General features: G+C 74.7%; 25 protein-coding genes and 1 pseudogene. 11 read left to right on the top strand and 15 right to left on the bottom strand.

What is annotated here, in order from left to right; genetic code table 11:
• Positions 1–58: 58 nt before the first annotated feature.
• Together JD77_RS18255 and JD77_RS18250 are read left to right on the top strand one after the other, a co-directional pair.
• On the top strand, positions 59–1,261 hold the full coding sequence (locus JD77_RS18255) for an allantoate amidohydrolase (RefSeq protein ID WP_145775431.1): 1,203 nt from the start codon (positions 59–61) through the stop codon (positions 1,259–1,261).
• A gap of 31 nt (positions 1,262–1,292) precedes the next feature.
• Positions 1,293–1,924 (top strand): annotated as a pseudogene (locus JD77_RS18250) (amidohydrolase family protein); the annotation flags it as partial.
• 152 nt (positions 1,925–2,076) lie between these two features.
• Here JD77_RS18250 and rdgB read toward each other — a convergent pair.
• From rdgB to JD77_RS18205, 9 genes are all read right to left on the bottom strand, one after another.
• Positions 2,077–2,694: an RdgB/HAM1 family non-canonical purine NTP pyrophosphatase gene (rdgB, locus tag JD77_RS18245; RefSeq protein ID WP_145775430.1), complete on the bottom strand. Its 618-nt coding sequence runs from the start codon at positions 2,692–2,694 to the stop codon at positions 2,077–2,079.
• Positions 2,695–2,914: 220 nt separating this feature from the next.
• The gene (gene rph, locus JD77_RS18240) at positions 2,915–3,640 is read right to left on the bottom strand and encodes a ribonuclease PH (RefSeq protein ID WP_145775429.1); all 726 of its coding nucleotides are present in this window, start codon (positions 3,638–3,640) and stop codon (positions 2,915–2,917) included.
• A 100-nt stretch (positions 3,641–3,740) separates the two neighbouring features.
• Positions 3,741–4,487, bottom strand: a complete 747-nt coding sequence (locus JD77_RS18235; RefSeq protein ID WP_145775428.1) for an MBL fold metallo-hydrolase — start codon at positions 4,485–4,487, stop codon at positions 3,741–3,743.
• Positions 4,488–4,709: 222 nt separating this feature from the next.
• Positions 4,710–5,675, bottom strand: coding sequence for a PLP-dependent cysteine synthase family protein (locus JD77_RS18230; protein WP_145775427.1), 966 nt, complete (start codon positions 5,673–5,675; stop codon positions 4,710–4,712).
• Positions 5,676–5,686: 11 nt separating this feature from the next.
• On the bottom strand, positions 5,687–5,968 hold the full coding sequence (locus JD77_RS18225) for a MoaD family protein (protein ID WP_145775426.1): 282 nt from the start codon (positions 5,966–5,968) through the stop codon (positions 5,687–5,689).
• A 74-nt stretch (positions 5,969–6,042) separates the two neighbouring features.
• A complete protein-coding gene (locus JD77_RS18220; RefSeq protein WP_145775425.1) occupies positions 6,043–6,531 on the bottom strand; it encodes a M67 family metallopeptidase in 489 nt (162 codons plus the stop codon).
• Positions 6,532–6,583: 52 nt separating this feature from the next.
• Positions 6,584–7,075, bottom strand: coding sequence for a DUF2017 domain-containing protein (locus tag JD77_RS18215; protein ID WP_170286643.1), 492 nt, complete (start codon positions 7,073–7,075; stop codon positions 6,584–6,586).
• Positions 7,076–7,077: 2 nt separating this feature from the next.
• Positions 7,078–7,368, bottom strand: coding sequence for an ATP-dependent Clp protease adapter ClpS (gene clpS / locus JD77_RS18210; protein ID WP_145775423.1), 291 nt, complete (start codon positions 7,366–7,368; stop codon positions 7,078–7,080).
• Positions 7,369–7,557: 189 nt separating this feature from the next.
• Positions 7,558–9,156, bottom strand: a complete 1,599-nt coding sequence (locus JD77_RS18205) for a P-loop NTPase family protein (RefSeq protein WP_246140740.1) — start codon at positions 9,154–9,156, stop codon at positions 7,558–7,560.
• A gap of 200 nt (positions 9,157–9,356) precedes the next feature.
• Between JD77_RS18205 and JD77_RS18200 the strand changes: the two genes are divergently transcribed.
• From JD77_RS18200 to JD77_RS18185, 4 genes are all read left to right on the top strand, one after another.
• A complete protein-coding gene (locus tag JD77_RS18200; RefSeq protein WP_145775422.1) occupies positions 9,357–12,029 on the top strand; it encodes a LuxR C-terminal-related transcriptional regulator in 2,673 nt (890 codons plus the stop codon).
• 16 nt (positions 12,030–12,045) lie between these two features.
• Positions 12,046–13,332, top strand: a complete 1,287-nt coding sequence (locus tag JD77_RS18195) for a nicotinate phosphoribosyltransferase (RefSeq protein WP_145775421.1) — start codon at positions 12,046–12,048, stop codon at positions 13,330–13,332.
• A 25-nt stretch (positions 13,333–13,357) separates the two neighbouring features.
• Complete coding sequence (locus JD77_RS18190; protein ID WP_145775420.1) at positions 13,358–13,939, top strand: isochorismatase family protein; 582 nt, start codon at positions 13,358–13,360, stop codon at positions 13,937–13,939.
• A 72-nt stretch (positions 13,940–14,011) separates the two neighbouring features.
• Positions 14,012–15,232 (top strand): MFS transporter, encoded by a 1,221-nt coding sequence (locus tag JD77_RS18185; protein WP_145775419.1) that lies wholly within the window; start codon positions 14,012–14,014, stop codon positions 15,230–15,232.
• A gap of 196 nt (positions 15,233–15,428) precedes the next feature.
• Here the strand turns inward: JD77_RS18185 and ctaD are convergent, their stop codons facing one another.
• From ctaD to JD77_RS18170, 3 genes are all read right to left on the bottom strand, one after another.
• The gene (gene ctaD, locus JD77_RS18180) at positions 15,429–17,186 is read right to left on the bottom strand and encodes an aa3-type cytochrome oxidase subunit I (RefSeq protein ID WP_145775418.1); all 1,758 of its coding nucleotides are present in this window, start codon (positions 17,184–17,186) and stop codon (positions 15,429–15,431) included.
• Positions 17,187–17,316: 130 nt separating this feature from the next.
• Positions 17,317–18,423, bottom strand: coding sequence for an FAD-dependent monooxygenase (locus tag JD77_RS18175; RefSeq protein ID WP_145777643.1), 1,107 nt, complete (start codon positions 18,421–18,423; stop codon positions 17,317–17,319).
• Positions 18,424–18,603: 180 nt separating this feature from the next.
• Entirely contained in the window at positions 18,604–19,389 is a 786-nt protein-coding gene (locus tag JD77_RS18170; RefSeq protein WP_145775417.1) for an aldo/keto reductase, read from the bottom strand.
• 126 nt (positions 19,390–19,515) lie between these two features.
• Here JD77_RS18170 and JD77_RS18165 point away from each other — a divergent pair, with 126 nt between their 5' ends.
• Positions 19,516–20,565 (top strand): DNA polymerase ligase N-terminal domain-containing protein, encoded by a 1,050-nt coding sequence (locus JD77_RS18165; protein ID WP_145775416.1) that lies wholly within the window; start codon positions 19,516–19,518, stop codon positions 20,563–20,565.
• Between the two features lie 20 nt (positions 20,566–20,585).
• Complete coding sequence (locus tag JD77_RS18160; protein ID WP_145775415.1) at positions 20,586–21,776, top strand: threonine synthase; 1,191 nt, start codon at positions 20,586–20,588, stop codon at positions 21,774–21,776.
• A gap of 13 nt (positions 21,777–21,789) precedes the next feature.
• Here the strand turns inward: JD77_RS18160 and JD77_RS18155 are convergent, their stop codons facing one another.
• Both JD77_RS18155 and JD77_RS18150 read right to left on the bottom strand, forming a co-directional pair.
• The gene (locus tag JD77_RS18155) at positions 21,790–22,182 is read right to left on the bottom strand and encodes a cupin domain-containing protein (protein ID WP_145777642.1); all 393 of its coding nucleotides are present in this window, start codon (positions 22,180–22,182) and stop codon (positions 21,790–21,792) included.
• 257 nt (positions 22,183–22,439) lie between these two features.
• Positions 22,440–22,895, bottom strand: a complete 456-nt coding sequence (locus JD77_RS18150) for a septum formation initiator (RefSeq protein WP_145775414.1) — start codon at positions 22,893–22,895, stop codon at positions 22,440–22,442.
• A 102-nt stretch (positions 22,896–22,997) separates the two neighbouring features.
• Here JD77_RS18150 and JD77_RS18145 point away from each other — a divergent pair, with 102 nt between their 5' ends.
• The 3 genes from JD77_RS18145 to JD77_RS18135 all read left to right on the top strand — a co-directional run bounded on the left by JD77_RS18145 (position 22,998) and on the right by JD77_RS18135 (position 25,761).
• A complete protein-coding gene (locus JD77_RS18145; RefSeq protein WP_145775413.1) occupies positions 22,998–23,690 on the top strand; it encodes a response regulator transcription factor in 693 nt (230 codons plus the stop codon).
• Positions 23,687–24,961, top strand: a complete 1,275-nt coding sequence (locus tag JD77_RS18140; protein WP_145775412.1) for a sensor histidine kinase — start codon at positions 23,687–23,689, stop codon at positions 24,959–24,961. The genes JD77_RS18145 and JD77_RS18140 overlap by 4 nt, the downstream gene beginning before the upstream one ends.
• Positions 24,962–25,221: 260 nt before the next feature.
• Positions 25,222–25,761, top strand: a complete 540-nt coding sequence (locus JD77_RS18135) for a PepSY domain-containing protein (protein WP_145775411.1) — start codon at positions 25,222–25,224, stop codon at positions 25,759–25,761.
• Positions 25,762–25,834: 73 nt separating this feature from the next.
• On the opposite strand, the gene JD77_RS18130 is transcribed toward JD77_RS18135, so the two are convergent.
• A complete protein-coding gene (locus tag JD77_RS18130; RefSeq protein WP_145775410.1) occupies positions 25,835–26,728 on the bottom strand; it encodes a sulfotransferase domain-containing protein in 894 nt (297 codons plus the stop codon).
• Between the last annotated feature and the right edge of the window lie 22 nt (positions 26,729–26,750).

The raw sequence follows: 26,750 nt of genomic DNA, 5'->3' as shown, positions 1-26,750 counted from the left end.
CAGCGGAGCCCCGCAGTCGCGAACAACAGAGGTACAGCGTGAGCGCGAGGAGTGCAGCGTGAGCGAGGATCTGACCGCCCGGTTCCGCAAGCTCTGGGACGAGATCGCGCCGGTCGGGCGGGACGCCCGAAGCGGCGGCTACCTGCGGTACGCGTTCACGGAGCCGGAGCTGACGCTGCGCGACTGGTTCCGGGAGCAGGCGGAACGCCGGGGCATGCCGGTCACCGCCGACGGCAACGGCAACCTGTTCGCCCGCTGGGGCGATCCGGCCGCCGGGGACGCGGTGCTGACCGGCAGCCACTTCGACTCGGTGCCGCACGGCGGGGCGTACGACGGGCCACTCGGGATCGTCAGCGCGTTCCTCGCCGTGGACGAGCTGCGGGCCGCCGGGGCCGCCCCGGTCCGGCCGCTGGTGGTGGCCGCGTTCGCGGAGGAGGAGGGCGCCCGGTTCGGCGTACCGTGTCTGGGGTCACGGCTGCTCACCGGGGCGCTGGACCCGGGCCGCGCGGCCGGCCTGCGCGACGCCGACGGGGTGAGCCTGGCCAAGGCGCTGGGCGACCGCCCGGCGGGCGCCCGGCCCGACCTGATCGCCGGCTGGTCGGCGTTCGTGGAGCTGCACGTCGAGCAGGGCCGTGCGCTGGTCGAGCGGGCCGCGCCGGTCGCGGTGGCCAGCGCGATCTGGCCGCACGGCCGCTGGCGCTTCGACTTCACCGGCGAGGGAAACCACGCCGGTACGACCCGGATGGCCGACCGCCGCGACCCCATGCTCACGTACGCGTTCACGGTGCTCGCGGCGAACAAGGAGGCCCGGCTGCGCGGCGCGCACGCCACGGTGGGGCGGGTGGCCGTCGAGTCGAACGCCACCAACGCGATCCCGGCGCGGGTGACGGGCTGGCTGGACGCCCGGGCGGCGGAGCCGGAGACGCTGACCGGCCTGGTCGAGGCGGTGCGCGCCAAGGCGGCCGAACGGGCGCGGCGGGACGGCACGGAGGTCGCCCTGACCGAGGAGTCGGCGACCCCGCTGGTCGCCTTCGACGGCGGGCTGGCCGACCGCCTGGCGGCGCTGCTCGCCGCGCCGGTGCTGCCCACCGGGGCGGGCCACGACGCCGGGGTGCTGGCCGGGCACCTGCCCACCGCGATGCTGTTCGTGCGCAACCCGACCGGGGTGTCGCACGCGCCGGGCGAGGCGGCCACCGACGCCGACTGCGCCGCCGGGGTGGCCGCCCTGGCCCGCGTTCTCGGGGACCTGACACGTGCGTGACCGATCCGCCGCTCCACCGGGGGTGGGCACGGTGACCGCCACCCGCTGGCTGGCCGAGCACGCCTGGCTGCCCGACCGGCCCGAGCCGACGCCCGAGGTGCTGATCGAGGCCGAAGACGGCCGGATCACCGGCGTCACACCGCTGCGCCGGGGCGGCGCCCCGACCTGGCCCTGGCCCGGGCCGCGTACGCCGAGAGGGCGCTGGCCGGCATCACCTGCGTCGGCGAGTTCCACTACCTGCACCACGGCCCCGAGGGCACCCCGTACGGCGACGCCAACGCGATGGGGGCGGCGCTCGTCGAGGCCGCCGCGCAGGCCGGCGTCCGGATCACCCTGCTGGACACCTGCTGCCTGACGGCCACCGTGGACGGCGCGCCGCTGGCCGGCCCGCAGCGGCGCTTCGGCGACGGCGACGCGCTGCGCTGGGCCGAGCGGGTGGCCGCGTTCGCCCCCGACGGCCCGCACGCGCTCGTCGGCGCGGCGGTCCACTCGGTCCGCGCGGTGCCGGCAGAGCAGTTGGCCACGGTCGCAGGCTGGGCCGACCGGCGGGGCGCGCCGCTGCACGTCCGCCTGTCCGAGCAGCCCGCCGAGAACGACGCCTGCCGGGCCGTGCACGGGTGCACCCCGACCCGGCTGCTCGCCGACCACGGGGGCTCGGGCCGGGTACCACCGCCCTCCCCCGCCGACGTGCTCGCTGTCGCCCGCGGCACGTGATGGACCCGCACCGCCACGACCTGGCGCACGCCGTGCAGGAGGCGTACTCGATGCGCTGCGCGCCGCAGGCGGCCGGGGCCGCCCGGGACACGGGGCGGAAATCAGGGCGCCGGGGGGAGGACCTTCGCGACCAGCTTGGCCAGCTCGCGCAGCGCCTTGCCGCGGTGGCTGACCGCGTCCTTCTCCTCCGGGGTCAGCTCCGCGTTGGTCCGGTCCTGCCCGTCACCGAGGAAGATCGGGTCGTACCCGAAACCGCCCTCGCCGCGCGGGGCGCGCAGCACCCGGCCGGCCTGGCGGCCGTCGACCAGGTGCTCCTTGCCGTTCGGCAGCACCAGCGCCACCGTGCAGACGAAGGCGGCGCCCCGGTGCTCGTCCGGCACGTCGGCGATCTGGTCCAGCACGAGCTGGAGGTTGGCCTGGTCGTCGCCGTGCCGGCCGGCCCAGCGGGCGCTGAACACCCCCGGCATGCCGTTGAGCGCGTCGACCGCGATGCCGGAGTCGTCGGCGATGGTCGGCAGGCCCGTACGCCGGCAGCCCTCCCGCGCCTTGATGAGCGCGTTCTCGCCGAAGGTCAGGCCCGTCTCCGGCAGCTCCGGGTACTGCTCGACATCGTCGAGACCGAGCAGGGCGATCCGGTGCACGCCGAGCGCGCCATCGAGGATCCGCTGCAGCTCGATGAGCTTCTTGCGGTTACGGGTGGCGAGCAGGACCTTGTTCATGCTGTTCCGCCTCTGTTCGCGACTGCGGGGCTCGCAAGCTCACTCCTCGCGCTCATACTGTTCCGCCTCTGTTCGCGACTGCGGGGCTCGCAAGCTCACTCCTCGCGCTCATACTGTTCCGCCTCTGTTCGCGACTGCGGGGCTCGCAAGCTCACTCCTCGCGCTCATACTGTTCCGCCTCTGTTCGCGACTGCGGGGCTCGCAAGCTCACTCCTCGCGCTCACGAAAGAGCCTTCCGCTGGGCTTCGGCCAGTTCCGCGCAGCCGGCGACGGCCAGGTCGAGCAGGGCGTCGAGCCGGTCCCGGGCGAAGACGCCGGACTCCCCCGTCCCCTGCACCTCGACGAAGTCGCCGGTGCCGGTGCAGACCACGTTCATGTCCACCTCGGCCACCACGTCCTCTTCGTAGCAGAGATCGAGGCGCGGCTCGCCGGCGATGACGCCGACGCTCACCGCGGCGACCGACCGGTGCATCACCCTCTCCACCTTGCCGGCCAACGCCTTGCGCTCGGCCAGCCAGGTCACCGCGTCGTGCAGCGCCACGTACGCGCCGGTGATGGCCGCCGTACGGGTGCCGCCGTCGGCCTGGAGCACGTCGCAGTCGAGCACGATCGAGTTCTCGCCGAGGGCCTTGAGGTCGACGCTGGCCCGCAGGCTGCGCCCGATCAGTCGGGAGATCTCGTGCGTACGCCCGCCGACCCGGCCCTTGACGCTCTCCCGGTCGGAGCGGGTGTTCGTGGCCCGGGGCAGCATCGCGTACTCGGCGGTGACCCAGCCGAGCCCGGAGCCCTTGCGCCAGCGGGGCACCCCCTCGGTGACGCTGGCCGTGCAGAGCACCCGCGTCCCGCCGAACTCGACGAGCACGGAGCCCTCCGGGTGGGTGCTCCAGCCCCGGGTCAGCGTCACCGGTCGGAGTTGGTCGGGCCGCCGCCCGTCAGGTCGCGCCATGCCTGCACCCTATGCGGTCCGATGATCGCATCGCTCCGGGGTTCCCCCGGGCCCGGTTCACGGCGTGTCCGGCGCCCGCGACGCGTCGTCGGAGCAGTGCTCAGACGTCGTACGCGGCGCCCGGGCGAACCACCTCGACTGGGCCGGCGAACGCCGCTCCGGCCGCCTCCACGGTCATCGCCTCGCTGCCCCACGCGGCCACCAGGTGGGTCAGCAACAGCCGCCCGACTCCCGCCTTGGTGGCCGCCTCGCCGGCCTCCCGGCCGGTCAGGTGCAGGTCCGGCGGGTTCTCCACCCCGTCGAGATAGCTGGCCTCGCAGAGGAAGACGTCGGCGCCCTGGGCCAGCCGCAGCAGCGCCTCGCAGGGCGCCGTGTCGGCGGAGTAGCAGAGCACCCGGCCGTCGTGCTCCAGCCGCACCCCGTACGTCTCGATCGGATGGTTCATCCGGTCCACGGTGACCGTGAACGGGCCGATCGGAAAGGTGCCGGGCTGCAGGCCGTAGAACTGGTACACGTCCTCGACCGTGCTGCCCTCCTGCCCGTACGCGGCGGCGAGCCGGTCCGGCGCGCCGGGGGGCGCGTACACGGGCAGGGGCGGGTACGGGCCGTCCGGGGCGTACCTGCGCACCACGACGTACGACACGGCGTCGAGCATGTGGTCGCAGTGCAGGTGGGTCAGCAGGATGGCGTCCGGGGCGTGCAGCCCGGCGTACCGCTGGAGGGTGGACAGGGCGCCGGGACCGAAATCGATCAGAAGCCGGAAGCCCTCGGCCTCGACCAGATAGGCCGAACACGGAGACTCGGGGCCGGGGAAGCTACCGGCGCAGCCCAGGACGGTCAGTCGCATCAGGTCGTCCCGCTGTAACGTATGGTAGTCGTCACGTCGGCCTGCACCCCGGGAATGATCTCCACCGACGCGTACGCCACGCTGCGCAGCCTACGCTGGCGCACAGCGGAGCAAGAATCATCTCGTGAAAGTTGTCACCAAGGTGACACCCGCGCCGAGCGCACCGGGCCGGAGCGGACGCGACGGGCCGCAGCCGTCACCGGCCACGACCCGTCGATGTCGTCAGGCCCAGAGCTGGCCCTCGAGGGCCTCCTCCGCGTCGGCGAGCGTGCCGCCGTACGCGCCGGTGGAGAGGTACTTCCACCCGCCGTCGGCCACCACGAACGCGACGTCGGCCGCGCGGCCGTCCCGGACGGCCTCGTGCGCGACCGCCAGGGCGGCGTGCAGGATCGCCCCGGTGGAGAAGCCGGCGAAGATGCCCTCGACCTCCACCAGTTGACGGGTACGCAGCACCGCGTCGCGGGTGCCGACGGAGAACCGCCGCGACAGCACGGTGGCGTCGTAGAGCTCCGGGACGTACCCCTCGTCGATGTTGCGCAGCCCGTAGACCAGCTCACCGTAGCGGGGCTCGGCGGCCACGACCTGGATGTCCTCGACCTTCTCGCGCAGGTAGCGCCCGGTGCCCATGAGGGTGCCGGTGGTGCCCAGCCCGGCCACGAAGTGCGTGATGGTGGGCAGGTCGCGCAGCAGCTCCGGACCGGTCGTCTCGTAGTGCGCCCGGGCGTTGGCCTCGTTGCCGTACTGGTAGAGCATCACCCAGTCGGGGTGCTCGGCCGAGATCTGCTTCGCGGTGGCGACGGCCTGGTTCGACCCGCCCGCGGCCGGCGAGAAGATGATCTCCGCGCCGTACATCCGGAGCAGCTGGACCCGCTCGGCGGAGACGTTCTCCGGCATCACGCAGACCAGCCGGTAGCCGCGCAGCTTGGCCACCATCGCCAGCGAGATGCCCGTGTTGCCGCTGGTCGGCTCCAGGATGGTGTCACCCGGGCGCAGCCGGCCCTCCTCCTCGGCCCGGCGGACCATGAACATGGCCGCGCGGTCCTTGATGCTGCCCGTGGGGTTCCGGTCCTCCAGCTTCGCCCACAGTCGCACCGACGGCGCCCCCTCGGGCACGGTCGGGGAGAGCCGGGGCAGCCCGACCAGGGGCGTGCCCCCGCAGGCGTCCAGCAGGCTGTCGTACCGCGCCATCGCGGGCAGCCCTAGCGGGCGCCGCCGGCCACGGCCGGCAGGATGGTCACGCTGTCGCCGTCGTTGAGCTTGGCGTCCAGCGCACCGAGGAAACGGACGTCCTCGTCGTTGACGTAGACGTTGACGAACCGGTGCAGCGTGCCGGCGTCGGTGACCAGCCGGGCGCGCAGGCCGCTGTGCCGGGAGTCCAGGTCGGTGAGCAGGTCACCCAGGCTGTCGCCGGTGCCCTCGACGACCTTCGCGCCGCCGGTGTAGCTGCGCAGGATGGTGGGGATGCGAACCTCGATGGCCATGGTGTCGTACTCCTTGTTCGGGTGTGCGGTCGCACGGTGACGGGGGGAAGAAGGATGTTTCGGCGCTGCGGATGTCAGCGGTCGGAACACTCGTAGTCGACCGTCGCCGGGCTCTGCCCGAACATGTAGGACTGGACGGCGTGCGGGTCCACGTTGGCGTCCACGATCCGGACCGGCTCCTCGGTCACCACACCGTCGACGATCCGGTAGGAACGGATCTCCTCGGTGTCGGGCTCCCGGGTGGAGACGAGCAGGTAGTGCGCGTTGGGCTCGCCGGCGAAGGAGATGTCCGTGCGGGAGGGGTACGCCTCGGTCGCGGTGTGCGAGTGGTAGATGACGACCGGCTCCTCGTCGCGGTCGTCCATCTCCCGCCACACCCGCAGGTGCTCCATCGAGTCGAACTCGTAGAAGGTCATGGAGCGGGCGGCGTTCTCCATCGGGATGTGCCGGGTCGGGGTGTCGCTGCCGGCGGGGCCGGCGACCACGCCGCACGCCTCATCCGGGTGGTCGCGACGCGCGTGGGCGACGATCACGTCAACAATCGACCGGTCGATGCTCAGCACGCCGTCCAGCCTAACGCCTGTTGGCCGTCACCCGAAGTGGCAGCGGTCACGCTCAGTCGACCATGGCGTTGAGTAGGGACTCCTGGAGGTACCCGAGATAGGCGTATACCGATAGCTGGAACACCCGGCTCGACGACGGATCCGCGGCCACCGCCGCGTCCAGCTCCGCGCCCAGGTCCGTGCCGTCCTTGATCTCCAGCCGGACGCCCATCGCCAGCCGCGCGTCGTTGAGCGCCCGCAGCCAGGCCTCGGCCGCCTCGGCGTCGAGCGCCACCTCGCCGCTGGACTCGGGCAGCGCGGCGAGGACCGCGCCCGCCTGGTCGATCTTGCCCGTCTTCAGGTCGCCCTCGGTGTAGCGGCGGAACTCCGCGGTGTCGGGCGCGTCGTCGGGGTACGCCTCCGGGAAGAGCCGGCCGACCACCGGGTCGGAGTGGTCGAAGCCGTCGGTGAGCAGGCCCACGACCTCGGAGGCCACCTTGCGCAGCACGCGGACCTCGTCCACGGCGAGGGCGACCACGTACCGGTCGCCGTGGCGGTGGAACATGCTCACGACCGCTCCACCGTGGCCCACAGTCCGTACGCGTGCAGCTGCGCCGCATCGTGCTCCATCCGTTCCCGGGCGCCGCCGGAGACCACCGCCCGCCCCTTGTGGTGCACGTCCAGCATCAGCTTCTCCGCCCTCTCCCGGCTGTAACCGAAGAGCTTCTGGAAGACCCAGGTCACGTACGACATCAGGTTGACCGGGTCGTCCCACACGATCGTCACCCACGGCCGGTCGGAGACCGGCACCTCTTCGGTGTCCGGCGTCTCGACCGGCGCAACCTGCGGAGCCGCCATGCCCCCCATCGTGCCACCGGTCGCGCCGCGGCGATGAACCGGAGCGCCGGACCGACCCGGATCCGCGCCGGGCGCCGCCGCGGCGGTTTCCCGGCCGAGGCCGGCCGCCGGGACGGCCGGCAGCGCCTCAGGCCAGCAGGATGCCGTGGTCGACCGCATCGGAGAGCACCGCGCCGAGCGAGAGGCGGATCACCTCGAACCGCCGGGAAACCTCCCGGGTGAGCTCCAACTCGACCTCCCGCAGCGCCCGCTGCGCCCAGGAGCGCGCGCCGCCCGGGTCGTCGTTGCCCGGCGTACGCCAGTGCTGCCAGCACCCGCCGGAGAGCGCCACGGCCACGGGCGGCAGCACCTCGGCGCGCGCCGCCCCGGGTAGCCGGAGACGGAGTCGACGGCGCCCGCGCCGGTCAGCTCGGCCACCCCGGCGGTGCTGGTGACCAGCAGCACCCGGTCCAGATCCCGCCCGGCCAGGTGGTCGGCGAGCCCGAAGCGCACGGCGTCGGCGATCCGCCGCCGCACCCCGTCCGCGACCGGCGCGCCGAAGACCCGGGCCGCGGCGTCGTCCAGGATCGCCCGCACCGCCCGGTCGCACCGGTCGGTGGCGAGCAGGGCGAGCGCCTCCATCTCCCGGTCCAGCAGCTGCGGCAGGCCCGCGCAGCCGACGCCGGAGACGATCTCCTGGACCACCCGCAGGTGGATGTTGGCCAGCTCCAGGGCGAGGTGCTCGCGGATCCGCTGGGCGCAGGCGCGCGCCTGACGGTCGAGCTGCTCGGACCACTCGGTCGAGTCCGGGCCGGGCAGCACCGACACCCGGCCGTGCGTGCCCGGCAGCACGGGCGGCTGGGCGCTGGACCGGCGCAGCCCCTCCTCGGCGGCCCAGCCCACCAGGGACCGGCGCAGCGCATCGATCTCCTCGGGCCGCGCCGGGTACCACCGCGCCCCGGCCAGCCCGGGCACGGCGGAGAGCAGCGCCGCGCGGTGTGCCGCGACGACCACCTCGGTCTGGTCGACGGTCGACCCCGGATCCACCGGGGCGCCGGGGCTCCCGGGCGAGGCCGGCGCAGGGCCCCGCCCCGCCTCGCCGGCGGCGCTGGCGCCGGCCTGCCTCGCCCGGCCCCGGCGGCCACGGATCACCCGACCCTCCGGCTCCGCCGGGTCGGCCCCGGCGGGCGGCACCTTGTCGGACGGCGGCGCCCAGCCCGAGCCGCCCGGCGTGACGACGAAGCAGACCTCTACCCGGGTGCGGGCGACCTCCGCCAGCAGGTGCAGCTCGGCGGCGGTGAACGCCTGGTCGGCGGCGATCACGAACAGCAGCGCCCCGCCCCGGCCGACGGCGTCGCGCAGGATCTGCCCACCGGCGGCGCCGAGGGTCTCGCTGTCCGGCGTGTCGACCAGGGTGAAGTGCCGCAGCAGCGGCTCGGCGACGCTCAGCTCCACCCGGCGCGGCGGCCGGGCCAGCGCCGGACCGGCGGCCGACCCGTCCGGGGCGTAGCTGTGCGGCTCGCGGTAGCCCGGCACGTAGGCGGCGCGGGTCGCCGCGCGGGCGTGGTCGACCACCAGCCAGCTCCCCGCAGGGACGGCCAGCATGTCCGGGGCGAGACGCAGCAGCGCGGCGAGCACGTCGCGGCGGGCGGCGCCGGCCGGACCGGCGGCGACCACGGCCAGCGGCTCGTCCGGCCGGGGCTCGGCCAACCCGAGCCGGGTCGGCAGCGGAGCGCACCGCGGCGGGCCGAACGGACCACCGCCGGCGTGGTCGGGCACGTCGACCCCGGGGAGAGGGCCCGGCTTCATCAGGTGCCTCCCGGTGAGGCGGCCGCGCTCGGACCCGGCCGCGTGGCTTCTCCGGCCGAGACAGCCGGATGCCGGAAGAGTACGGGCGGACGCCGTCGGCGACAGGGCACTCCGGTACTCAGGGGTAGTCACGAGGTTACTCAATTTCCGCCACGGTGACGGTACGTACGCGGACGTATCCGCATCGATATGCTGCTCCGATGAGTCGGTGGGAGTTCGTCGGCCGCAGGGATGAGCTCGACCGTCTGCTGGCGGCGGCGACCGGGGTCGAGGGGCGGGGCCTCATCTACAGCGGCTCGGCCGGCGTGGGCAAGAGCCGGCTGCTGCGCGAGTGCCTGGCCGCCCTGCCCACCGACCGGTACGCCGTGTGGTCCGTGGCCGCCAGCGCCACCACGGCGGCCCTGCCCTTCGGCGGCCTCATCCAGGTCCTCCCCACCGAGCAGCCGCAGGGGCTGTCCCCGGCGGGGATGCTGCGCTGGGCGGTGGACCAGCTGCAGCAACAGGCGGCCGGGCGGCGGATCGTGCTGGCGGTCGACGACTCGCACCTGCTGGACCCGCCGTCGGCGGCGCTGGTCCACCTGATCGCCCGGGCCGACAACGCCACGGTGATCGGGACGCTCCGCGACGGCGAGCAGCTGCCGCTGCCGATCCGGGCCCTGTGGACCAACGGTCTGGTGGACCAGGTGGAGCTGAGCCCGCTGGGTCTCTCCGACACCACCGGGCTGCTCGCGGCCATCCTGAGAGGGCCGGTCGACGGCCGGTCCGCCGAGCGGCTGTGGCGGCTCTCCGGCGGCAATCCCCTGCTGCTGCGCGAGCTGGTGATGGCGGCCCCGAACGACGAGCTGAGCCGCGCGTACGGGGTGTGGCGCTGGACCGGCGGCCTGGAGCTGGCCCCGAGCCTGTCCGACCTGATCGACACCCGGATCGGCCAGCTCACCCCGGGCGTGCGGGCGGTGCTGGAGCTGGTCGCCTTCGGCGAGCCGCTGGGCCTGCACCTGCTTTACCAGGCGGTGGAGCCGACCGACGTGGAGACCGCCGAGGAGCGCGGGCTGATCGCGGTGGAGCACAACGACCGCCGGGTCGACGTGCGGCTCGGCCACCCGCTCTACGGCGAGGTGATGCGCCGCCGCTGCCCGGTCAGCCGCACCCGCCGGTTGCAGGCCCGGCTCGCCGAGCTGCTGGAGGCGGTGGGCAAGCGCCGCCGCGGCGACCTGCTGCGGGTGGCGGTGTGGCGGCTCGACTCCGGCACCGCGCAGGACCCGGCGCTGCTGCTCGACGCCGCCGCGCACGCGTTCGCCCGGTACGACGTACCGCTGGGGACCCGGCTGGCCCGCGCGGCGCTGGACGCCGACGGCGGTTTCGACGCGGCGGAGCTGCTGGCCACCATCCTGATGTTCGCCGACCGGCCGGACGAGGCCCTGGCGATGCTGGACGCCGTGGCCGGGGACGCCTCCGGGCCGGGGCGGCGCGCCCGGTGGCTCACGGTCCGGGGCATGGTCAGCTACTGGGGGCTCAGCCAGGAGTCCACCGTGGACGAGATCGCGGCCCGGGGCGCGGAGCTGACCGACGCGAGCGAGCGGGCCCGCGTCAACGCCTTCGAGGCGATCATGCGGCTGCACCGGCTGGACACGACCCACGCGGTGCGGCTGGCCCGGGCGGTGCTGGACCGGCCGGCCGCCGGGGTGGCCGCCCGCGAGCTGGCCCGGTGCACGCTCGCCCACCTCCAGGCCGCGCAGGGGCAGCTGAGCCGCAGCGCCGCCGCGATCCGGCAGGTGCAGGCCGAGGCCGCCCGCTGGCGCGGGGACATGCCCTATCTGCAGTTGGCGCTGGAGCTGGCCCGGGGCACCCGGCTCACGCTCGGCGGCGACCTGGCCGGCATCGACGCGATCGTGGCCGACGAGTTCGCCGACCTCGCGGGCGAGGGTGACTTCCGGCTCGGCACCGGCTACCTGGCCATCCTCCAGGCGTACGCGGCGCGGCTGCGCGGCCAGAGCGGCGCGGCGCTCAAGACCAGCCTCGGCGCGTGCGCGGTGCTGGCCACCAGCCGGGTGTACGCGGGCCTGGCCCAGGCCGAACGGGCCCAGGCGGCGGCGCTGCGCGGTGACGCCGCGCACGCCGCGGAGGCGATGGCCGAGGCGGACCGGACACACGCGCCGGGGATGGCGGTGCTCTACCCCTGGCTGGAGCAGGCCCGCGGCGCCGTGCTCGCCGCCGGGGACCTGCCGGCCGCCGCCAAGCACCTCGCCGCCCTGGCCGACCGGCTCCGCGAGGACGGGCTCGCCGGTCACGAGGTGCTCGTCCTGCACGACCTGGTCCGACTGGACCAGGCCGCCGCCCCCGTCGGCCCCACCTGCGTCGACGGCGGCCGTCGGACGGTCGCCCAGCGGCTGACCGAGCTGTCCGAGCGGGTCGACGGCCCGCTGCCCCCGCTGCTGGCCCGGTACGCCCGGGCCACCGGCACCGACGCGGCCGACGACCTGCTCGCCGTGGCCGACGACTTCGCCGCGCTGGACCTGCGGTTGTTCGCCGCCGAGGCGACCGCGGCGGCGTTGCACCGGCTGCGCCGAGACCGGTCCAGCTCGGCCACGGCCGCGCACGAGCGCCTCGGCGAACTGCTCGGCCGGTGCGACCAGGTCGTCACCCCCGCGCTGCGGCTGGGCCAGCCCTCCCTGACCGAGCGGGAGTGGGAGATCGCCCGCCTCGCCGCCCAGGGGGTGACCAGCCGGGCCATCGCCGAGCGACTCTTCCTGTCCAGCCGGACGGTGGAGAACCACCTGCAACGCGTCTACAGCAAGTTGGGGGTGGCCGGGCGGGCCGAGCTGCGCTCCGCGCTGCGGTCGTTGCCGGGCCAGGACGGCGAGCCGACGGGCTGAACTCTAGGCTGGCCGGGTGAGCACCCTTCGTCCCGCGCTGCTGACCGACCACTACGAGCTGACGATGATCAGCGCCGCCCTGCGGGACGGCACTGCCGACCGCCCCTGCGTCTTCGAGGTGTTCAGCCGGCGGCTGCCCGCCGGGCGCCGCTACGGGGTGGTCGCGGGCACGGCCCGGCTGGTCGAGATGATCCGCGACTTCCGGTTCTCCGCCGCCGAGATCGACTTCCTGCGCCGCACCGGCGTGGTCGACGAGCGGGCCGCCGAGTGGCTGGCCGGATACCGCTTCACCGGCGACGTCGACGGGTACGCCGAGGGCGAGCTGTTCTTCCCCGGCTCCCCGATCCTCACCGTCTCCGGCGGGTTCGCCGAGTGCGTGGTGCTGGAGACGCTGGTGCTGTCGGTGCTCAACCACGACTGCGCCGTCGCCGCAGCCGCCGCCCGGATGGTCACCGCGGCCCGCGGGCGGCCGCTGATCGAGATGGGGGCCCGGCGGGCGCACGAGGAGGCGGCGGTGGCCGCGGCCCGCGCCGCGTACCTGGCCGGGTTCCGGTTCACCTCCAACCTGGCCGCCGGGGAGCGCTACGCCATCCCCACCGCCGGCACCGCCGCGCACGCGTTCACGCTGCTGCACGACGACGAGAAGGCGGCGTTCGCCTCGCAGGTCGCCACGCTGGGCAAGGACACGACGCTGCTGGTCGACACGTACGACATCAGCCAGGGCATCCGCAACGCGATCGAGGTGGCCGGGCCCGAGCTGCGGGCCGTCCGGATCGACTCCGGCGACCTGGCGGTCATCGCCCAGCAGTCCCGCGAGCTGCTCGACTCCCTCGGCGCCACCGAGACGAAGATCATCGTCTCGGGCGACCTCGACGAGTACGCCATCGCCGCGCTCGCCGCCGAGCCCGTCGACATGTACGGGGCGGGCACCGCGGTCGTCACCGGCTCCGGCGCGCCCACCGCCGGCCTGGTCTACAAGCTGGTCGAGGTGGCGGGCCAGCCGGTGGTGAAACGCTCCGAGCACAAGGCCACCATCGGCGGGCGCAAGGTCGCCGTCCGCCGGCACAAGCCGACCGGCACCGCCACCGAGGAGGTCGTCGTCCCGCAGGGCGTGCCGGACCGGCAGCCCCACGACCGGCTGCTCCAGCGGTCGTACGTGGTCGGGGGCGAGCCGGTCGAGCTGCCCACGCTGGACGAGTCGCGGGAGCACCTGCGGCAGTGCCTCATCTCCATCCCCTGGGAGGGCCTGAAGCTCTCCGCCGGTGACCCGGCCATCCCGGTCATCGTCGTCCCCGCTGCCTGATCCCGCGCCGCGAAGGAGCACCCCCGTGGGCAACGCGCTGATCATCGTCGACGTGCAGAACGACTTCTGCGAGGGCGGGTCCCTCGCCGTGGCCGGCGGAGCCGGCGTGGCCGCCGGCATCTCCCGGCTGCTCGCCGCCGAGCCCGGCCGGTGGGACCACGTCGTGGCCACCAAGGACTACCACGTCGACCCCGGGGCGCACTTCGGTGACCCGCCGGACTACGTCGAGTGCTGGCCCGCGCACTGCGTGGTCGGCACGACCGGCTCGGAGTTCCACCCGGAGCTGGACACGAGCCGCGTCGAGGCCGTCTTCCACAAGGGCGAGTACGCCGCGGCGTACTCGGGGTTCGAGGGGCACGCCGCCGACGGTGAGCGCCTGGCCGACTGGCTGCGCCGGCACGGCGTCGACACGGTCGACGTCGTCGGCATCGCCACCGACCACTGCGTGCGGGCCACCGCCCTGGACGCGGCCCGGGAGGGGTTCGCCACCACCGTGCTGCTCGACCTGACCGCCGCCGTGGCGCCGGCGACGACCGACGTGGCGCTGCGCGCCATGGAGGGCGCCGGGGTGGCGCTGCGCGGGCAGCCTGTGATCAGGGTCGCCTGAGGCGGTAAACCGCTGGCGGGTGTCGTACCCGGGGCCGAGGATGGCGGCCGGAGGTACTCCACCGTCGTGAACATGAAGCCTTACCGGCAGGCGCTCGCCCTGCCCGGACTCCGGTCACTGCTGCTGGTGTCCGTGCTCGCCCGCATCCCGCTCACCGCGACCGGGGTCACCATCACCTTCCACGTGGTGCTCGACCTCGGCCGCGGGTACGGGGCGGCGGGCCTGGTCGGCGCGGCCATGACCGTGGGCTCCGCGATCGGCGGCCCGCTGCTCGGCCGGCTGGTGGACCGGCGCGGCCTGCGGCCGGTGCTCGTCGTCACCACCGTCGCCGAGGGCGTGTTCTGGTCCACCGCGCCCGCGCTTCCGTACCCGCTGCTGCTGCCCGCCGCGTTCGTCGCTGGACTGCTCGCCCTGCCGCTGTTCTCGGTGGTCCGGCAGTCGGTCGCCGCGCTGGCGCCGCCGGAGCAGCGCCGCCCGGCGTACGCGCTGGACTCGATGTCGGTGGAGTTGTCGTTCATGGTCGGCCCGGCGCTCGCCGTGGCCCTGTGCACGACGGTGTCCTCCCGGTTCACCCTGTACGCGGTCGGCGCCGGCATCGTCGCCGCCGGGATCGCGCTGTGGCTGATGAACCCGCCCGTGCGGGAGGCCGGCGAGACGGACGAGCCGGCCCGGGAGCCGCGCCGGGTGCCCCGCCGGGAGTGGCTCACGCCCCGGCTGCTCGCCGTCCTGGCGATCAGCTTCGCGGCCACCCTCGTGCTCGGGGGCACCGACGTCGCGGTGGTCGCCGTGCTGCGGGCCGGCGGCGAGGTGGGGTGGACGGGCGCGGTCCTCGCCGGATGGGCGGCCGCGTCGCTGGTCGGCGGCTTCGCGTACGGTGCGGTCAGCCGCGCCGTGCCGCCGCTGGCGCTGGTGGCGGCGCTCAGCCTGTGCACCATCCCGGTCGGGCTGGGCGGGGGACACTGGTGGCTGCTCGGCCTGGCCCTGGTCCCGGCCGGGCTGCTCTGCGCGCCGAGCATCGCCGCCACCGCCGACGCGGTCAGCCGGCTCGCCCCCGCAGCGGTGCGCGGCGAGGCGATGGGCCTGCACGGTTCGGCCGTGACGACCGGGGTCGCGCTGGGCGCCCCGCTGGCCGGCGCGGTGATCGACGCCACGGCGCCGCTGTGGGGATTCGTGGTCACCGGCGTGGTCGGCGTGCTGATCGCCGCCGCCGTGCTCCCCGCCGAACTGCGGCACCGCCGCAGTTCGGCGGCCGAGCCCACCCTGGCCCCCGAGCCAGCGGGCCTCCCCGGCTGACCCTCCCCGCCCCCAGGCCCCCCTTCCCCTGCCCCCTCCCCCTCCCGGCGCGAGCCAGCGGACGATCAAGAGATTTGCGTCTCGCCTGGGGACGAATCATGACGCAAAGCTCTTGATCGCCGGGGCGGGGGCACGGCCGGGGGAACGGCGACGGGCGCCGTACCCGGGTGGGTGCGGCGCCCGTCGTGTCGGTTGGTCAGTGCCGGTCGGCGTTGCTCGCAGTGTCCTCCTGGTAGCTGGCGCCACCGTCGGACTCGCTGGTCAGCGGCTTGGCGCCACCCTCCGGCGGCCCGGCCAGGCTCTGGCCGGCGGCCAGCTCCGGGAACTTCGCGTCGAACGCGGGACGCTCGGAACGGATCCGCGGCATCCGGTCGAAGTTGCGCAGCGGAGGCGGCGAACTGGTCGCCCACTCCAGCGAGTTGCCGTGGCCCCACGGGTCGTCCACCTCGACCACCGGGCCGGTCTTGTACGACTTCCAGCAGTTGTAGATGAACGGCAGCGTCGAGATACCGGTGATGAACGCGCCGATGGTGGAGACCGTGTTCAGGAAGGTGAAGCCGTCGGACGGCAGGTAGTCGGCGTACCGCCGCGGGAAGCCCTCCGCGCCCAGCCAGTGCTGCACCAGGAACGTGGTGTGGAAGCCGATCATGGTCAGCCAGAAGTGCACCTTGCCGAGCCGCTCGTCGAGCATCCGGCCGAACATCTTCGGGAACCAGAAGTAGATGCCGCCGAAAACGGCGAACACGATGGTGCCGAAGAGCACGTAGTGGAAGTGGGCCACCACGAAGTACGAGTCGGAGATGTGGAAGTCCAGCGGCGGGCTGGCCAGCAGCACGCCGGTGAGACCGCCGAAGAGGAACGTCACCAGGAAGCCGACGGCGAACAGCATCGGCGTCTCGAAGCTGATCTGGCCCCGCCACATGGTGCCGATCCAGTTGAAGAACTTCATGCCGGTCGGTACGGCGATCAGGTAGCTGAGGAAGCTGAAGAACGGCAGCAGCACCTGGCCGGTGACGAACATGTGGTGCGCCCAGACGCTCAGCGACAGGGCGGCGATGCCGACCGTCGCGGCCACGAGGCCCTTGTAACCGAAGATCGGCTTCCGGGAGAAGACCGGAATGATCTCGGAGATGATGCCGAAGAAGGGCAGCGCGATGATGTAGACCTCGGGGTGACCGAAGAACCAGAACAGGTGCTGCCACAGCATCGGGCCGCCGGTGGCCGAGTCGTACACGTGGGCGCCGATCAGCCGGTCCGCGGCGAGCGCGAACAGCGCGGCGGCCAGCAGCGGGAAGACCAGGATCGCCAGCAGGCTGGTGACCAGCAGGTTCCAGGTGAAGATCGGCATTCGGAACATGGTCATGCCGGGGGCGCGCAGGGTCAGGATCGTGGTGATCATGTTCACCGCGCCGAGGATCGTGCCGAGGCCGGAGATGGCCAGGCCGACGATCCACATGTTGGCGCCCACACCCGGCGAGTGCTCGGCGGTGCTCAGCGGCACGTACGCGAACCACCCGAAGTCGGCGGCGCCGCCCGGGGCGATGAAGCCGGCGGTGGCCATGGTGCCGCCGAACAGGTACAGCCAGTACGCGAACGCGTTGAGCCGGGGGAACGACACGTCCGGCGCGCCGATCTGCAGCGGCACCACGTAGTTCCCGAAGGCGAACACGATCGGCGTCGCGAAGAACAGCAGCATGATCGTGCCGTGCATCGTGAACAGCTGGTTGAACTGCTCGGGCGACAGGAACTGCATGCCCGGGCGGGCGAGCTCGGCCCGCATGATCAGGGCCATCAGGCCACCGATCATGAAGAACGCGAACGCGGTGACCATGTACATGATCCCGATCTGCTTCGCGTCCGTGGTCCGCAGCAGCCGCGCGATGGCCGACCCCTTGACCGGCTCTCGGACCGGCCAGGGCCGGGTCACGACCGGCTTGGGTGCGACGGTGGTCACGAGTGGCCTCCGGTTCTGGTTTGTCCCGCTCGGCACGCGCTGGTTATCTGCGAGCCGTCATCCGCAAGGAGGATAGTCCCCGGCAGGTGGGGGCCCCGCGTGGGGTGGCCGGGCAGGCTGGAGGGTCGCGCTACAGCGGGTCGACGAGCAACCGGTAGTGCTCGCCGAAGATGCGCCCGCCGCGCCCGCGCAGCAGCGGGTCGCGCAGCGCCGGCGGCACGTCGCGGGTCCGGTTGCGGTCCCGGGTCCGGTCCCGCACCCAGCGGGTACGCGGGCGCCGCCGACTCTCGTACGCGACCAGGGCCGCTTCGACCGAGCCTGCGGCCTTCAGCGCCTCGGCCAGCACCACGGCGTCCTCCAACGCCATGGCCGCGCCCTGGGACAGGGTCGGGGCGGTGGCGTGCGCGGCGTCGCCGACCAGCAGCACCCGCCCCCGGGACCAGCGCCCCAGCTCGACCTCGTCGGTCGCGCTGACGTGCACCCGCTCCAGCGCCTCCAGCACCCCCGGCACGGGCCCGCCGTACGAGCCGAACAGCTCGCGGAGCCGGGCCAGCGGATCGGCCGGCGCGACGGTGCCCGCCTCGTCGGCGTAGCAGTAGAGCCGCCCCGCGCCGAGCGGCACCACGAGGAAGCCGGACCGCTGGCCGAGCAGCGCGGTCCACTCGGTGACCTGCGGGCCGCCCCGGACGATCCCCCGGTACATCACCTGCCCGGCGGGGCGGGGCGGCCCACCCAGTGCGGCCAGCGACCGTACGGTCGAACGGGGGCCGTCCGCGCCGATCACCAGGTCGTACTCGGCGGCGGTCCCGTCGGCGAAGGTGACGCCCACCGAGGTGGGCAGCAGCTCGACGGCGCTCACCTCGGCGCCGTGCCGGACGGCGCCGCCGGCCCCGGTGAGCAGGACGCGGTGCAGCTCGGCGCGGGGCAGCGCCCGGCACTCGCCGACGCCCGCCCACAGGGCGTCGAGGTCGACCTCGCAGAGCGGCGCCCCGGCGGCGTCGAAGAAGCGCTGCCGGTGGATGATCCGCCCGAGCGGGCGTACCGGATCGTGCAGGTCGAGCCGGCGCAGCGCCCGCGCCGCGTTGCCGGGCAGGTAGAGGCCGGTGTCGACGAGTTCCGCCGCGGGCAGCTTCTCGGTGACGTCGGGCCGGAAGCCCACCATCCGCAGTGCCCGGGCCACGGCCAGTCCGGCGATGCCCGCGCCGACGACGAGGATGCGCAGGGTGGAGCCACGCATGGTGGTGTACGCCTCCGGAGGGGTCGGCACGCGCTGAAGTCAAGAGACTACTCGGTGCAATGAGTGCACGGTAGAGCCCTTTCGTCCCGTCCTGACCAGCGGCCGTCGCGCCCGGATCGCACGGCTGCACGAGCACACGGGCGGGCGATCACGGCCGACCCGTGGTACGGAGCGGGCGGTTCACCGTCCCAGGGCGTCGATGTCGCGCATCTCCTCCGCCGTCAGCGAGAAGCCGAAGACGTCGAAGTTCGCGCGGATCCGCTCGGGCGTCACCGACTTGGGAATCACCACGATCTCGTGGTCGATGTGCCAGCGCAGCACCACCTGCGCCGGGGACACGTCGTGCGCGGCGGCGACCCGGGTCAGCACCGGGTCGGAAAGGTCGCTGGTCTTGAACGGGCTGTAGCCCTCCAGCACGACCCCCCGGTCGCGGTGCGCCGCGTGCGTCCGCCGGTCGTACAGGGTGGGGCTCCAGCGGATCTGGTTGACCGCCGGGATCTCCTCGGTGGCCTGGATCAGCTCGTCGATCTGGCTGACGCTGTAGTTGCTGACCCCGACCGTGCGCGCCAGGCCCTCGTCCCGGGCGGCGAGCAGCTCCCGCCAGGTGGGGATGCTGTCGCCGGGCGTGGCCGGCGGCCAGTGGATCAGCCACAGGTCGACGTGGTCGGTGTCGAGGGCGCGCAGGCTCTCCTCAAGGGTCTCCCGCTCCCGGCCCACGCGGTCCGGCGGCAGCTTCGTGGTGATGAAGAGGTCCTCGCGGCGCAGCCCGCTCTCCCTGACCGCCCGGCCGACCTCCTTCTCGTTGCCGTACATGGTGGCGGTGTCGATGTGGCGGTAACCGGCGTCGAGGGCGGCGAGCACGGCGTCGTAGCCGGCCCGGCCCGTGGCCTGCCAGGTGCCGAAGCCGAGCAGCGGCATCCGGACGTCGCCGGAGAGCGGAACGGTGAGCTGGTCAACGCTCGTCATGCCGGCTGCTCTACCCCTGATCACGGCGAACATGCGCGGGGCTGGCCCGCGGGCCGAAGCGCCCGGAACAGCACGAACCGGACGGTCGGCGCTGCCGACCGGCACCGCGTGCCGGAGAATGCGGGGATGGCCGACCGGCTGGAGGAGTACCGGCGCAGGAGGAACGCGAAGCGTACCCCCGAGCCGGTGCCGGAGCGGACGCCCGCGCCGGAGCGGACCGCCCGGCGCGGCCCCCGGTTCGTCATCCAGCAGCACCACGCCCGCCGCCTGCACTGGGACCTGCGGCTGGAGCGCGAGGGCGTGCTGGTGTCCTGGGCGGTGCCGCGCGGCCTGCCCCGGGAGCCGGGCCGCAACCACCTCGCCGTGCACACCGAGGACCACCCGATGGAGTACCTCACCTTCCACGGCGAGATCCCGGCCGGCGAGTACGGCGGCGGGAAGATGACCGTCCACGACACCGGGACGTACCGCGCGGAGAAGTGGCGCGACGACGAGGTGGTCGTCGTCCTCGACGGCAGGCGGACGCGGGGGCGCTACGTCCTGTTCGCCACCGGAGGCCGGGACTGGATGGTCCGCCGCACCGACCCCGCGCCGCCCGGCTGGACCGGCATGCCCGAGCTGGTCCGCCCGATGCGGCCCGCCCGGGCCGCCCGGCTGCCCCGCGACGAGGCCGACTGGGGGTACGAGCTGCGCTGGGACGGCGTCCGGGCGATGGCGTACGTCTCCGGTGGCCGGCTGCGGCTGCTCGACGACTCCGACGCCGACGTCACCGGGGCGTACCCGTGGCTGCGGGAGCTGGCGGAGGAGCTGGCGCCGACGGAGGCGGTCCTGGACGGCGTGCTGGTCGACATCGACCGGCGCGGCCGGGTGCGGCCGGCCCGGCCGGGCGCGGGCGGGCGCGCGGGCCCGACCGGGCAGTACCTGATCTTCGACCTGCTGTGGCTGGAGGGGGTGCCCAGCGTGGAGGTGCCGTACGCGCAGCGTCGCGAGCTGCTCGACGGTCTGGCGCTGGCCGGGGCGCGCTGGCAGACTCCGCCGTGGTTCCCCGGCGCGGGAGCGGACGCGCTGCGGGCGGGCCGCGAGCAGGGGCTGCCCGGGGTGGTGGCGAAGCGGCTGGACTCGGCGTACGAGCCGGGGCGGCGCAGCAGGAGCTGGCTGAGCATCGACGCGAGCTGAGGACGCGAGGAGCAGGCACCGTGTACCTGACCCACCTGGAGTGCCCGCGCTGCGGCCGGGCGTACCCGGCGACCGAGCTGCAGAACCTGTGCCAGTGCGGCTCGCCCCTGCTGGCCCGGTACGACCTGGCGGCGGTCGCCGCCACGGTCACCCCGGAACGGTTCACGCTGCGCCCGGCCGACCTGTGGCGCTACCGGGAGCTGCTGCCGGTGGTCGACCCCCGGCACGTCACCACGCTGGGCGAGGGCTGGACGCCGCTGCTGCGCGCCCCGGCGTACGGCGCCCGGATCGGCGTCCCGGACCTGATCGTGAAGGACGAGGGGCTGACCCCGACCGGCTCGTTCAAGGCGCGGGGGGCGGCCGTCGGAGTGAGCCGGGCCAGGGAGCTGGGCGCGACCCGGATCGCCATGCCGACCAACGGCAACGCGGGCGCGGCCTGGGCGACGTACGCGGCCCGGGCCGGGATCGGGGCGACCATCGCCATGCCGCTGGACGCGCCGGCGATCTGCCGCCGCGAGGTGCTGGCCGCCGGCGCCGACCTGCGCCTGGTCGACGGGCTGATCAGCGACGCGGGCCGGCACATCGCCGCGCTGGTGGCGTCCTCCGGTGGCGCGGTCTTCGACGCCGGCACGCTGCGCGAGCCCTACCGGTTGGAGGGCAAGAAGACGATGGGGTACGAGATCGTCGAGCAGCTCGGCTGGCAGGTCCCCGACGTGATCATCTACCCGACCGGCGGCGGGGTGGGGCTGATCGCCATCCACAAGGCGATGCAGGAGCTGCGCGGGCTGGGCTGGATCGGCGACCGACTACCCCGCCTGGTGGCGGTCCAGTCGACCGGCTGCGCACCGATCGTCCGGGCCTTCGCCGCCGGCGACGAGCGGGCCGAGCCGTGGGCGGACGCCCGCACGGTGGCGTTCGGCATCACCGTGCCGGCGCCGCTGGGCGACGAGCTGATCCTGGCCGCGCTGCGCGCCAGCGCCGGCACGGCGATCGCCGTCGACGACGCGGAGATCCTGGCCGACCTGCGGGACTTCGGCGCCGACGAGGGGCTGCTGCTCTGCCCTGAGGGGGCCGCGTGCCTGACCGCCGCCCGGCACCTGCGCGCCGGCGGGTGGATCCGGGCCGACGAGCGGGTGGTGGTGCTGAACACGGGCGCGGGCCTGAAGCACCCGGAGACGGTGGACGTCTCGGCGGTGCCCGTGGTGGCCTGACCGGGCCCGCGGATCAGGCGGTGGGCGGCTCGTCCGCGCCGGCCGCCTCCGCCGCTTCGGCCTCCTCCTTCGTCCGGTGCACCGCCTGGTCGGCGTGCTCCGGCGGGCCGTACACGGTGTAGAGGACCAGCGGGTTCGGGCCGGTGTTGACGAAGTTGTGCTTCGTACCGGCCGGCACCACCACCAGGTCCCCCTGGGCGACCTCCTTCTTCTCGCCGGCGACCCGGGCCTCGCCGGTGCCGCTGACGAACGTCAGGATCTGGTCGATTCCGTCGTGGACCTCCTCCCCGATCTCCCCGCCGGGCGGGATGGTCATGATCACCAACTGGGTGTGCTCGCCGGTCCACAGCACCCGCCGGAAGTCGGGGCTCTTCTCGGCCACGGTCGCGATCGTGTAATGCTCCATGGCGCGCACATACCCGGTGCCGGCGCGCGTCACGCCGGTAACCCCAGATGGTGGAATTCGCCACTCTCCGGAGGTTTGGACCCCGCCGCACCGGGCATCGACAGCATCGACCGGCCCGCCCGGCCGGTCGAGCCAAGTCCCCGCTGGCGTACCGCCGGATGGCTGCGATGGTGGGAGACGGCCGGAGCGCGGCGACGTTACGACCTCAGGGTCGGGGCGGCGCCGTGCGCCCGTCTCCGCCGGCCCGCCGGCGTCGTTCAGTCGTCGAGCACCGGCTGCCCGCCGGAGCAGCGCACCTTCAGCTCCGCCCGGCCGTCCGGCCCGACGAACCGGACCTTCGCCTCGTGGCCGGGCCCCCGCTCGACCTCGCCCTCCCGGTAACCCGGCGCCGGGGTCCAGGTGACCAGCCACACGCCGGCCGGCCCGCACTCGGCGACCGCGCTGCCGCCCCGCACCGCGAACTGCCGGCTCGCGCGGGGGCCGCCGTGCCGCCCGTCGGGGCGGGGCTGGCGGACGGGGACGCGACGGGCCCGACGTGGCGGGCGACGGCGCGGGTGAGGCGAGGTCCTCGGCGACGTCCCGGGCGCTGCGCACCCGCCGGGCGTACCGGTGATGCTGTCCCCGATCAGCCGGATCGCGGCCAGCCCGACGACGGTGGCCACCGCGACGGCGACCAGCCAACCGGTGACGGCGAGGAGCGGGTGACGGCCCATGCCCCGACTATCCCCGATCCCACGTTACGGCCGGCACCGGGCAACCCTAAGGGACGGTTAACGGGCTCGGGCCCGCGACGGCCGAGGGGCTAGCCTGCGTGCGTGCCCCGCCTGCTGCTCATCGAGGACGACCTGACGATCCGGACGCCGCTGGTGCGGGCGCTGCGCGAGCGGGGGCACGCGGTGGCCGCCGCGTCCACCGCGCTGGACGGCCTGCGCGACGCCCTCGACGAACGGCCCGACCTGGTCGTGCTCGACCTCGGGCTGCCCGACCTGGACGGCCGGGAGCTGCTGCGGATGCTGCGCGCGGTCAGCGCCGTGCCGGTCATCGTGGCCACCGCGCGGGACGACGAGACGGAGATCGTCCGGGTCCTCGACGCCGGCGCCGACGACTACGTGGTCAAGCCGTTCACCGCCGCCCAGTTGGACGCCCGGGTCCGGGCGGTGCTGCGCCGGGCGGCCGCCACCGCCGAGGGCGACCCGGCCCTGGTCGTCGCCGGGCTGCGGGTGGACCCCCGGTCCCGGCAGGTCACCCTGGACGGGGTCGCGGTGGAGCTGACGCCCCGGGAGTTCGACCTGCTGCACCACCTCGCCGCGCGGGCGGGCCAGGTGGTGACCAAACGGGAGCTGCTCACCGAGGTCTGGCACATCCCGTACGGCGGGGCCGACAAGACCGTCGACGTGCACCTGTCCTGGCTGCGCCGAAAGCTCGGCGAGAGCGCCCAGCGCCCCCGCTACCTGCACACGGTGCGCGGCGTCGGCGTACGGCTCGCCGCCCCCGGGGACGCCGGATGAGGCGCCGGCTGGCGCTGCTCGTCGCGGCGGTCAGCGTACTCATCCTCACCGCCTTCCTGGCGCCGCTGGCGCTGCTGGTGCGGACGGTGGCCGCCGACCGGGCCACGGTCCGGGCCACCGCCGACGCGCAGAGCCTCGCCCCGGTGGTCGGCGCCGCCGACCCGGCGACGGTCCGGCTGACCGTCGAGCGGCTCGCCGCGGACTCGGGCCACCCGGTGACGGTCTTCCTGCCCGACGGCACCGTGCTCGGCGCGCCCGCCCCCCGGACGCCCGCGGTGGCGCTGGCCGCGCGCGGGGAGAGCCTGACCGTCGGCGGCGACGACGGCCGTGAGGTGGTGATCGCGGTGCGGGGACGCCCCGACGGTACGGCCGTGATCCGTACCGTGGTGCCGCGGGCCAAGCTGACCGCCGGGGTGGCCCGGGCGTGGCTGGTGCTCGCCGCGCTCGGGGTGCTGCTGGTGCTGGTCGGGCTCGCGGTGGCCGATCGGCTGGCCCGGACCCTGGTCCGGCCGATCGCCGAGCTGTCCCGGGTGTCCCACCGGCTGGCCAACGCCGAGCTGGACGCCCGGGTCACGCCGGCCGGTTCGCCGGAGCTGCGGGAGGTCGCCGGCGCGCTCAACCACCTGGCCGGGCGCATCCAGGAGTTGCTCCACGACGAACGGGAGCAGGTGGCGGACCTGTCCCACCGGCTGCGTACGCCGCTGACCGCGCTGCGGCTGGAGGCGGAGTCGCTGCGCGACCCGGACGACGCGGTCCGGATGACCGCCGCCGTCGACGGGCTGGAGCGGGCGGTGACCGGGCTGATCCGCCAGGCGCGCTGGCGCCGCTCGACGTCCGCCCCGGCCCGCTGTGACGCCGCCGGGGTGGTCGGCGAACGGGTGGCCTTCTGGTCGGTGCTCGCCGAGGAGACCGGCCGGGAGGTGACGCTCGACCTGGCCCCGTGCCCGCTGCCGGTCCGGGCACCCGCCGACGAGCTGGCGGCGGCGGTGGACGCGCTGCTCGGCAACGTCTTCGCGCACACCCCTGACGGCACCCCGTTCACGGTCGCCCTGGAGGCCGCGGCCGGGCAGGTCGTCCTGACCGTCGCCGACGACGGGCCGGGGCTGCCTCCCGACGCCCTGCGCCGGGGGGCCAGCACCGCCGGCTCCACGGGGCTGGGCCTGGACATCGCCCGCCGGGCGGCGCAGGCCAGCGGCGGGCGGCTGGAGCTGCACGCGGGCCTGCGCGGCGGCGCGCGGGTGCTGCTGCGGCTGGGCCGCGCCGAGGACTGACGCGGCCGGGTGTCCCGCCGGAGGCTGTCCCGTCCGTGCGGGCAGCTCCACAGGAGGGGCAGCTCGACGACGCGACCTGGTCGCGTATTGCGGGCCGGTTCGTGGCCTCCACAGGGCACGGTCACCCTGGGCCGGCGACCGGCGTACGGGGGCCCGGCGAGCCTTAACGGCGCCTTCACCGACGGACAGCGCGGCGCTATCCGCGTCCGGCCGATCCTCGGAAGCACAACACAGAGCACCACCGAGGAAAGGCGGCAACCATGAGGCGCAATTCCCTGATCCTGGCGGCGGTCGGCGGCGCGGCCGCGCTGGCGGTCACCGGCGCGGCGCTCGGCGTCGGCGCGGCGGACCGCACCGGCCGCCCGGCCGGCGGCGCGGCCCTGACGGCGGTCGCCGCGACGTCGGACGACAGGCCGGCCGGCGACGATCGGTCCACCACCGCGACGACCGGCGCGCCGGCAGCCGGTCAGGTGACCCGGGACCGGGCGGGCCGGATCGCGCTCGACGCCGTGGGCCAGGGCCGGATCGTCAAGATCGAAGCCGAGTCGGAGCACGCCCGTTCGGTGTGGCGGGTGGACATCGTGGCCGGCAGCAGGACGTACGAGGTCGACGTCGACCGGTCCACCGGCGCGGTCGGCCGGGTCAGGCAGGAGGCGGCCGACGACCGGCGTGGCGGCGGCTCCGACGACCGCCCCGGCGCCGACCACCGCCGCGGCAGCGGCGCTCGCGACGACCATCCGAGCGCCGACGACCACGGCGGCAGCCGACCGGCCCGCCCGCTTCGCCGATCTTGCACTTAGGGCCCGCAGTACGGGCGTTTTGCTCGGTTTGCCGGGGCCACAAGTGCAAGATCGCGGGATCGGGTGGGGTGCGTCAGCCGTCCCGGTGCAGCCAGGTGAGCAGGTCCGGCGGGGCGAGGGCGGCGGTGCGCCGCCGGTAGCGGGCCAGCGTCTCCGCGTCCAGCAACTCGGGGCCCTGGCCGGAGCCGCCGCGCCGGAAGAAGGCGGACCGGTCCTTGAGCACACCCGCCGGGTCCGGGGCGAGCTGGTCCGCCCGCCGGCGCATCCGCTCGAAGGTGGCGGCCTCCACCAGTTCCGGCCAGCGCGCCTCGGGCACGTCGATGCCGAACCGGTGCGCCAGGGCGCGCATCTGCCCGGGCAGGTCGGCGACCAGGTCGTCGTAGTGCACGAGCGTGACGTTCGGCTGGTCGCGGCGGGACCAGGCGTCCGTCAGGTGCCAGAGCACCCCGGGCAGCGAGTCCAGCTCCTCGCGCGGGTCGGCCTCGCGGTCCACCCAGCGCGGCAGCCACTCCGCCAGGGGCGTACGCGGGCCGGGCGGCCCCTCCGGCTTCGGCTGACCGGTCAACTCCGCCATCCGCACCCGGTCCAGGTTGCCGGCCTGGTGCCAGAGGGAGACCGCCATGTCCAGCGGGTGGCGGGCCACCACCACGTAGTGTGCCCGGGGGTCGAGCGGGACGCCGTCGAGCGGAGTGTGCGTCTTGACGAACCGGCGGTGCGGCTGCGCGGCGAGCCGGGCGTACACCTCGTCGCGGGGCTCCACCAGCCAGTCGAGCCACGGCGACAGCCGCGGCAGCGGGGCCGGCAGGTCGGGCGTGCCGAGCACCAGCAGGGCGCAGATCATCTGCATCCAGGTGGTGCCGCTCTTCGACCGGGTGCTGATGACGATGTCGCCGTCGCGGAACGGGAAGCCGAGCCAGCGCGCGCTGTCCTCGTCCGGGGAGCGGTAACGGTACGGGGCCTCGGGCATCCGGGGATGGTAACCACGGGGC

This window comes from Micromonospora olivasterospora, from assembly GCF_007830265.1.
GTDB lineage: Bacteria > Actinomycetota > Actinomycetes > Mycobacteriales > Micromonosporaceae > Micromonospora > Micromonospora olivasterospora.
Note: the sequence above shows the minus strand (reverse complement) of the source record. Positions and strands in the feature narration are given on the sequence as shown.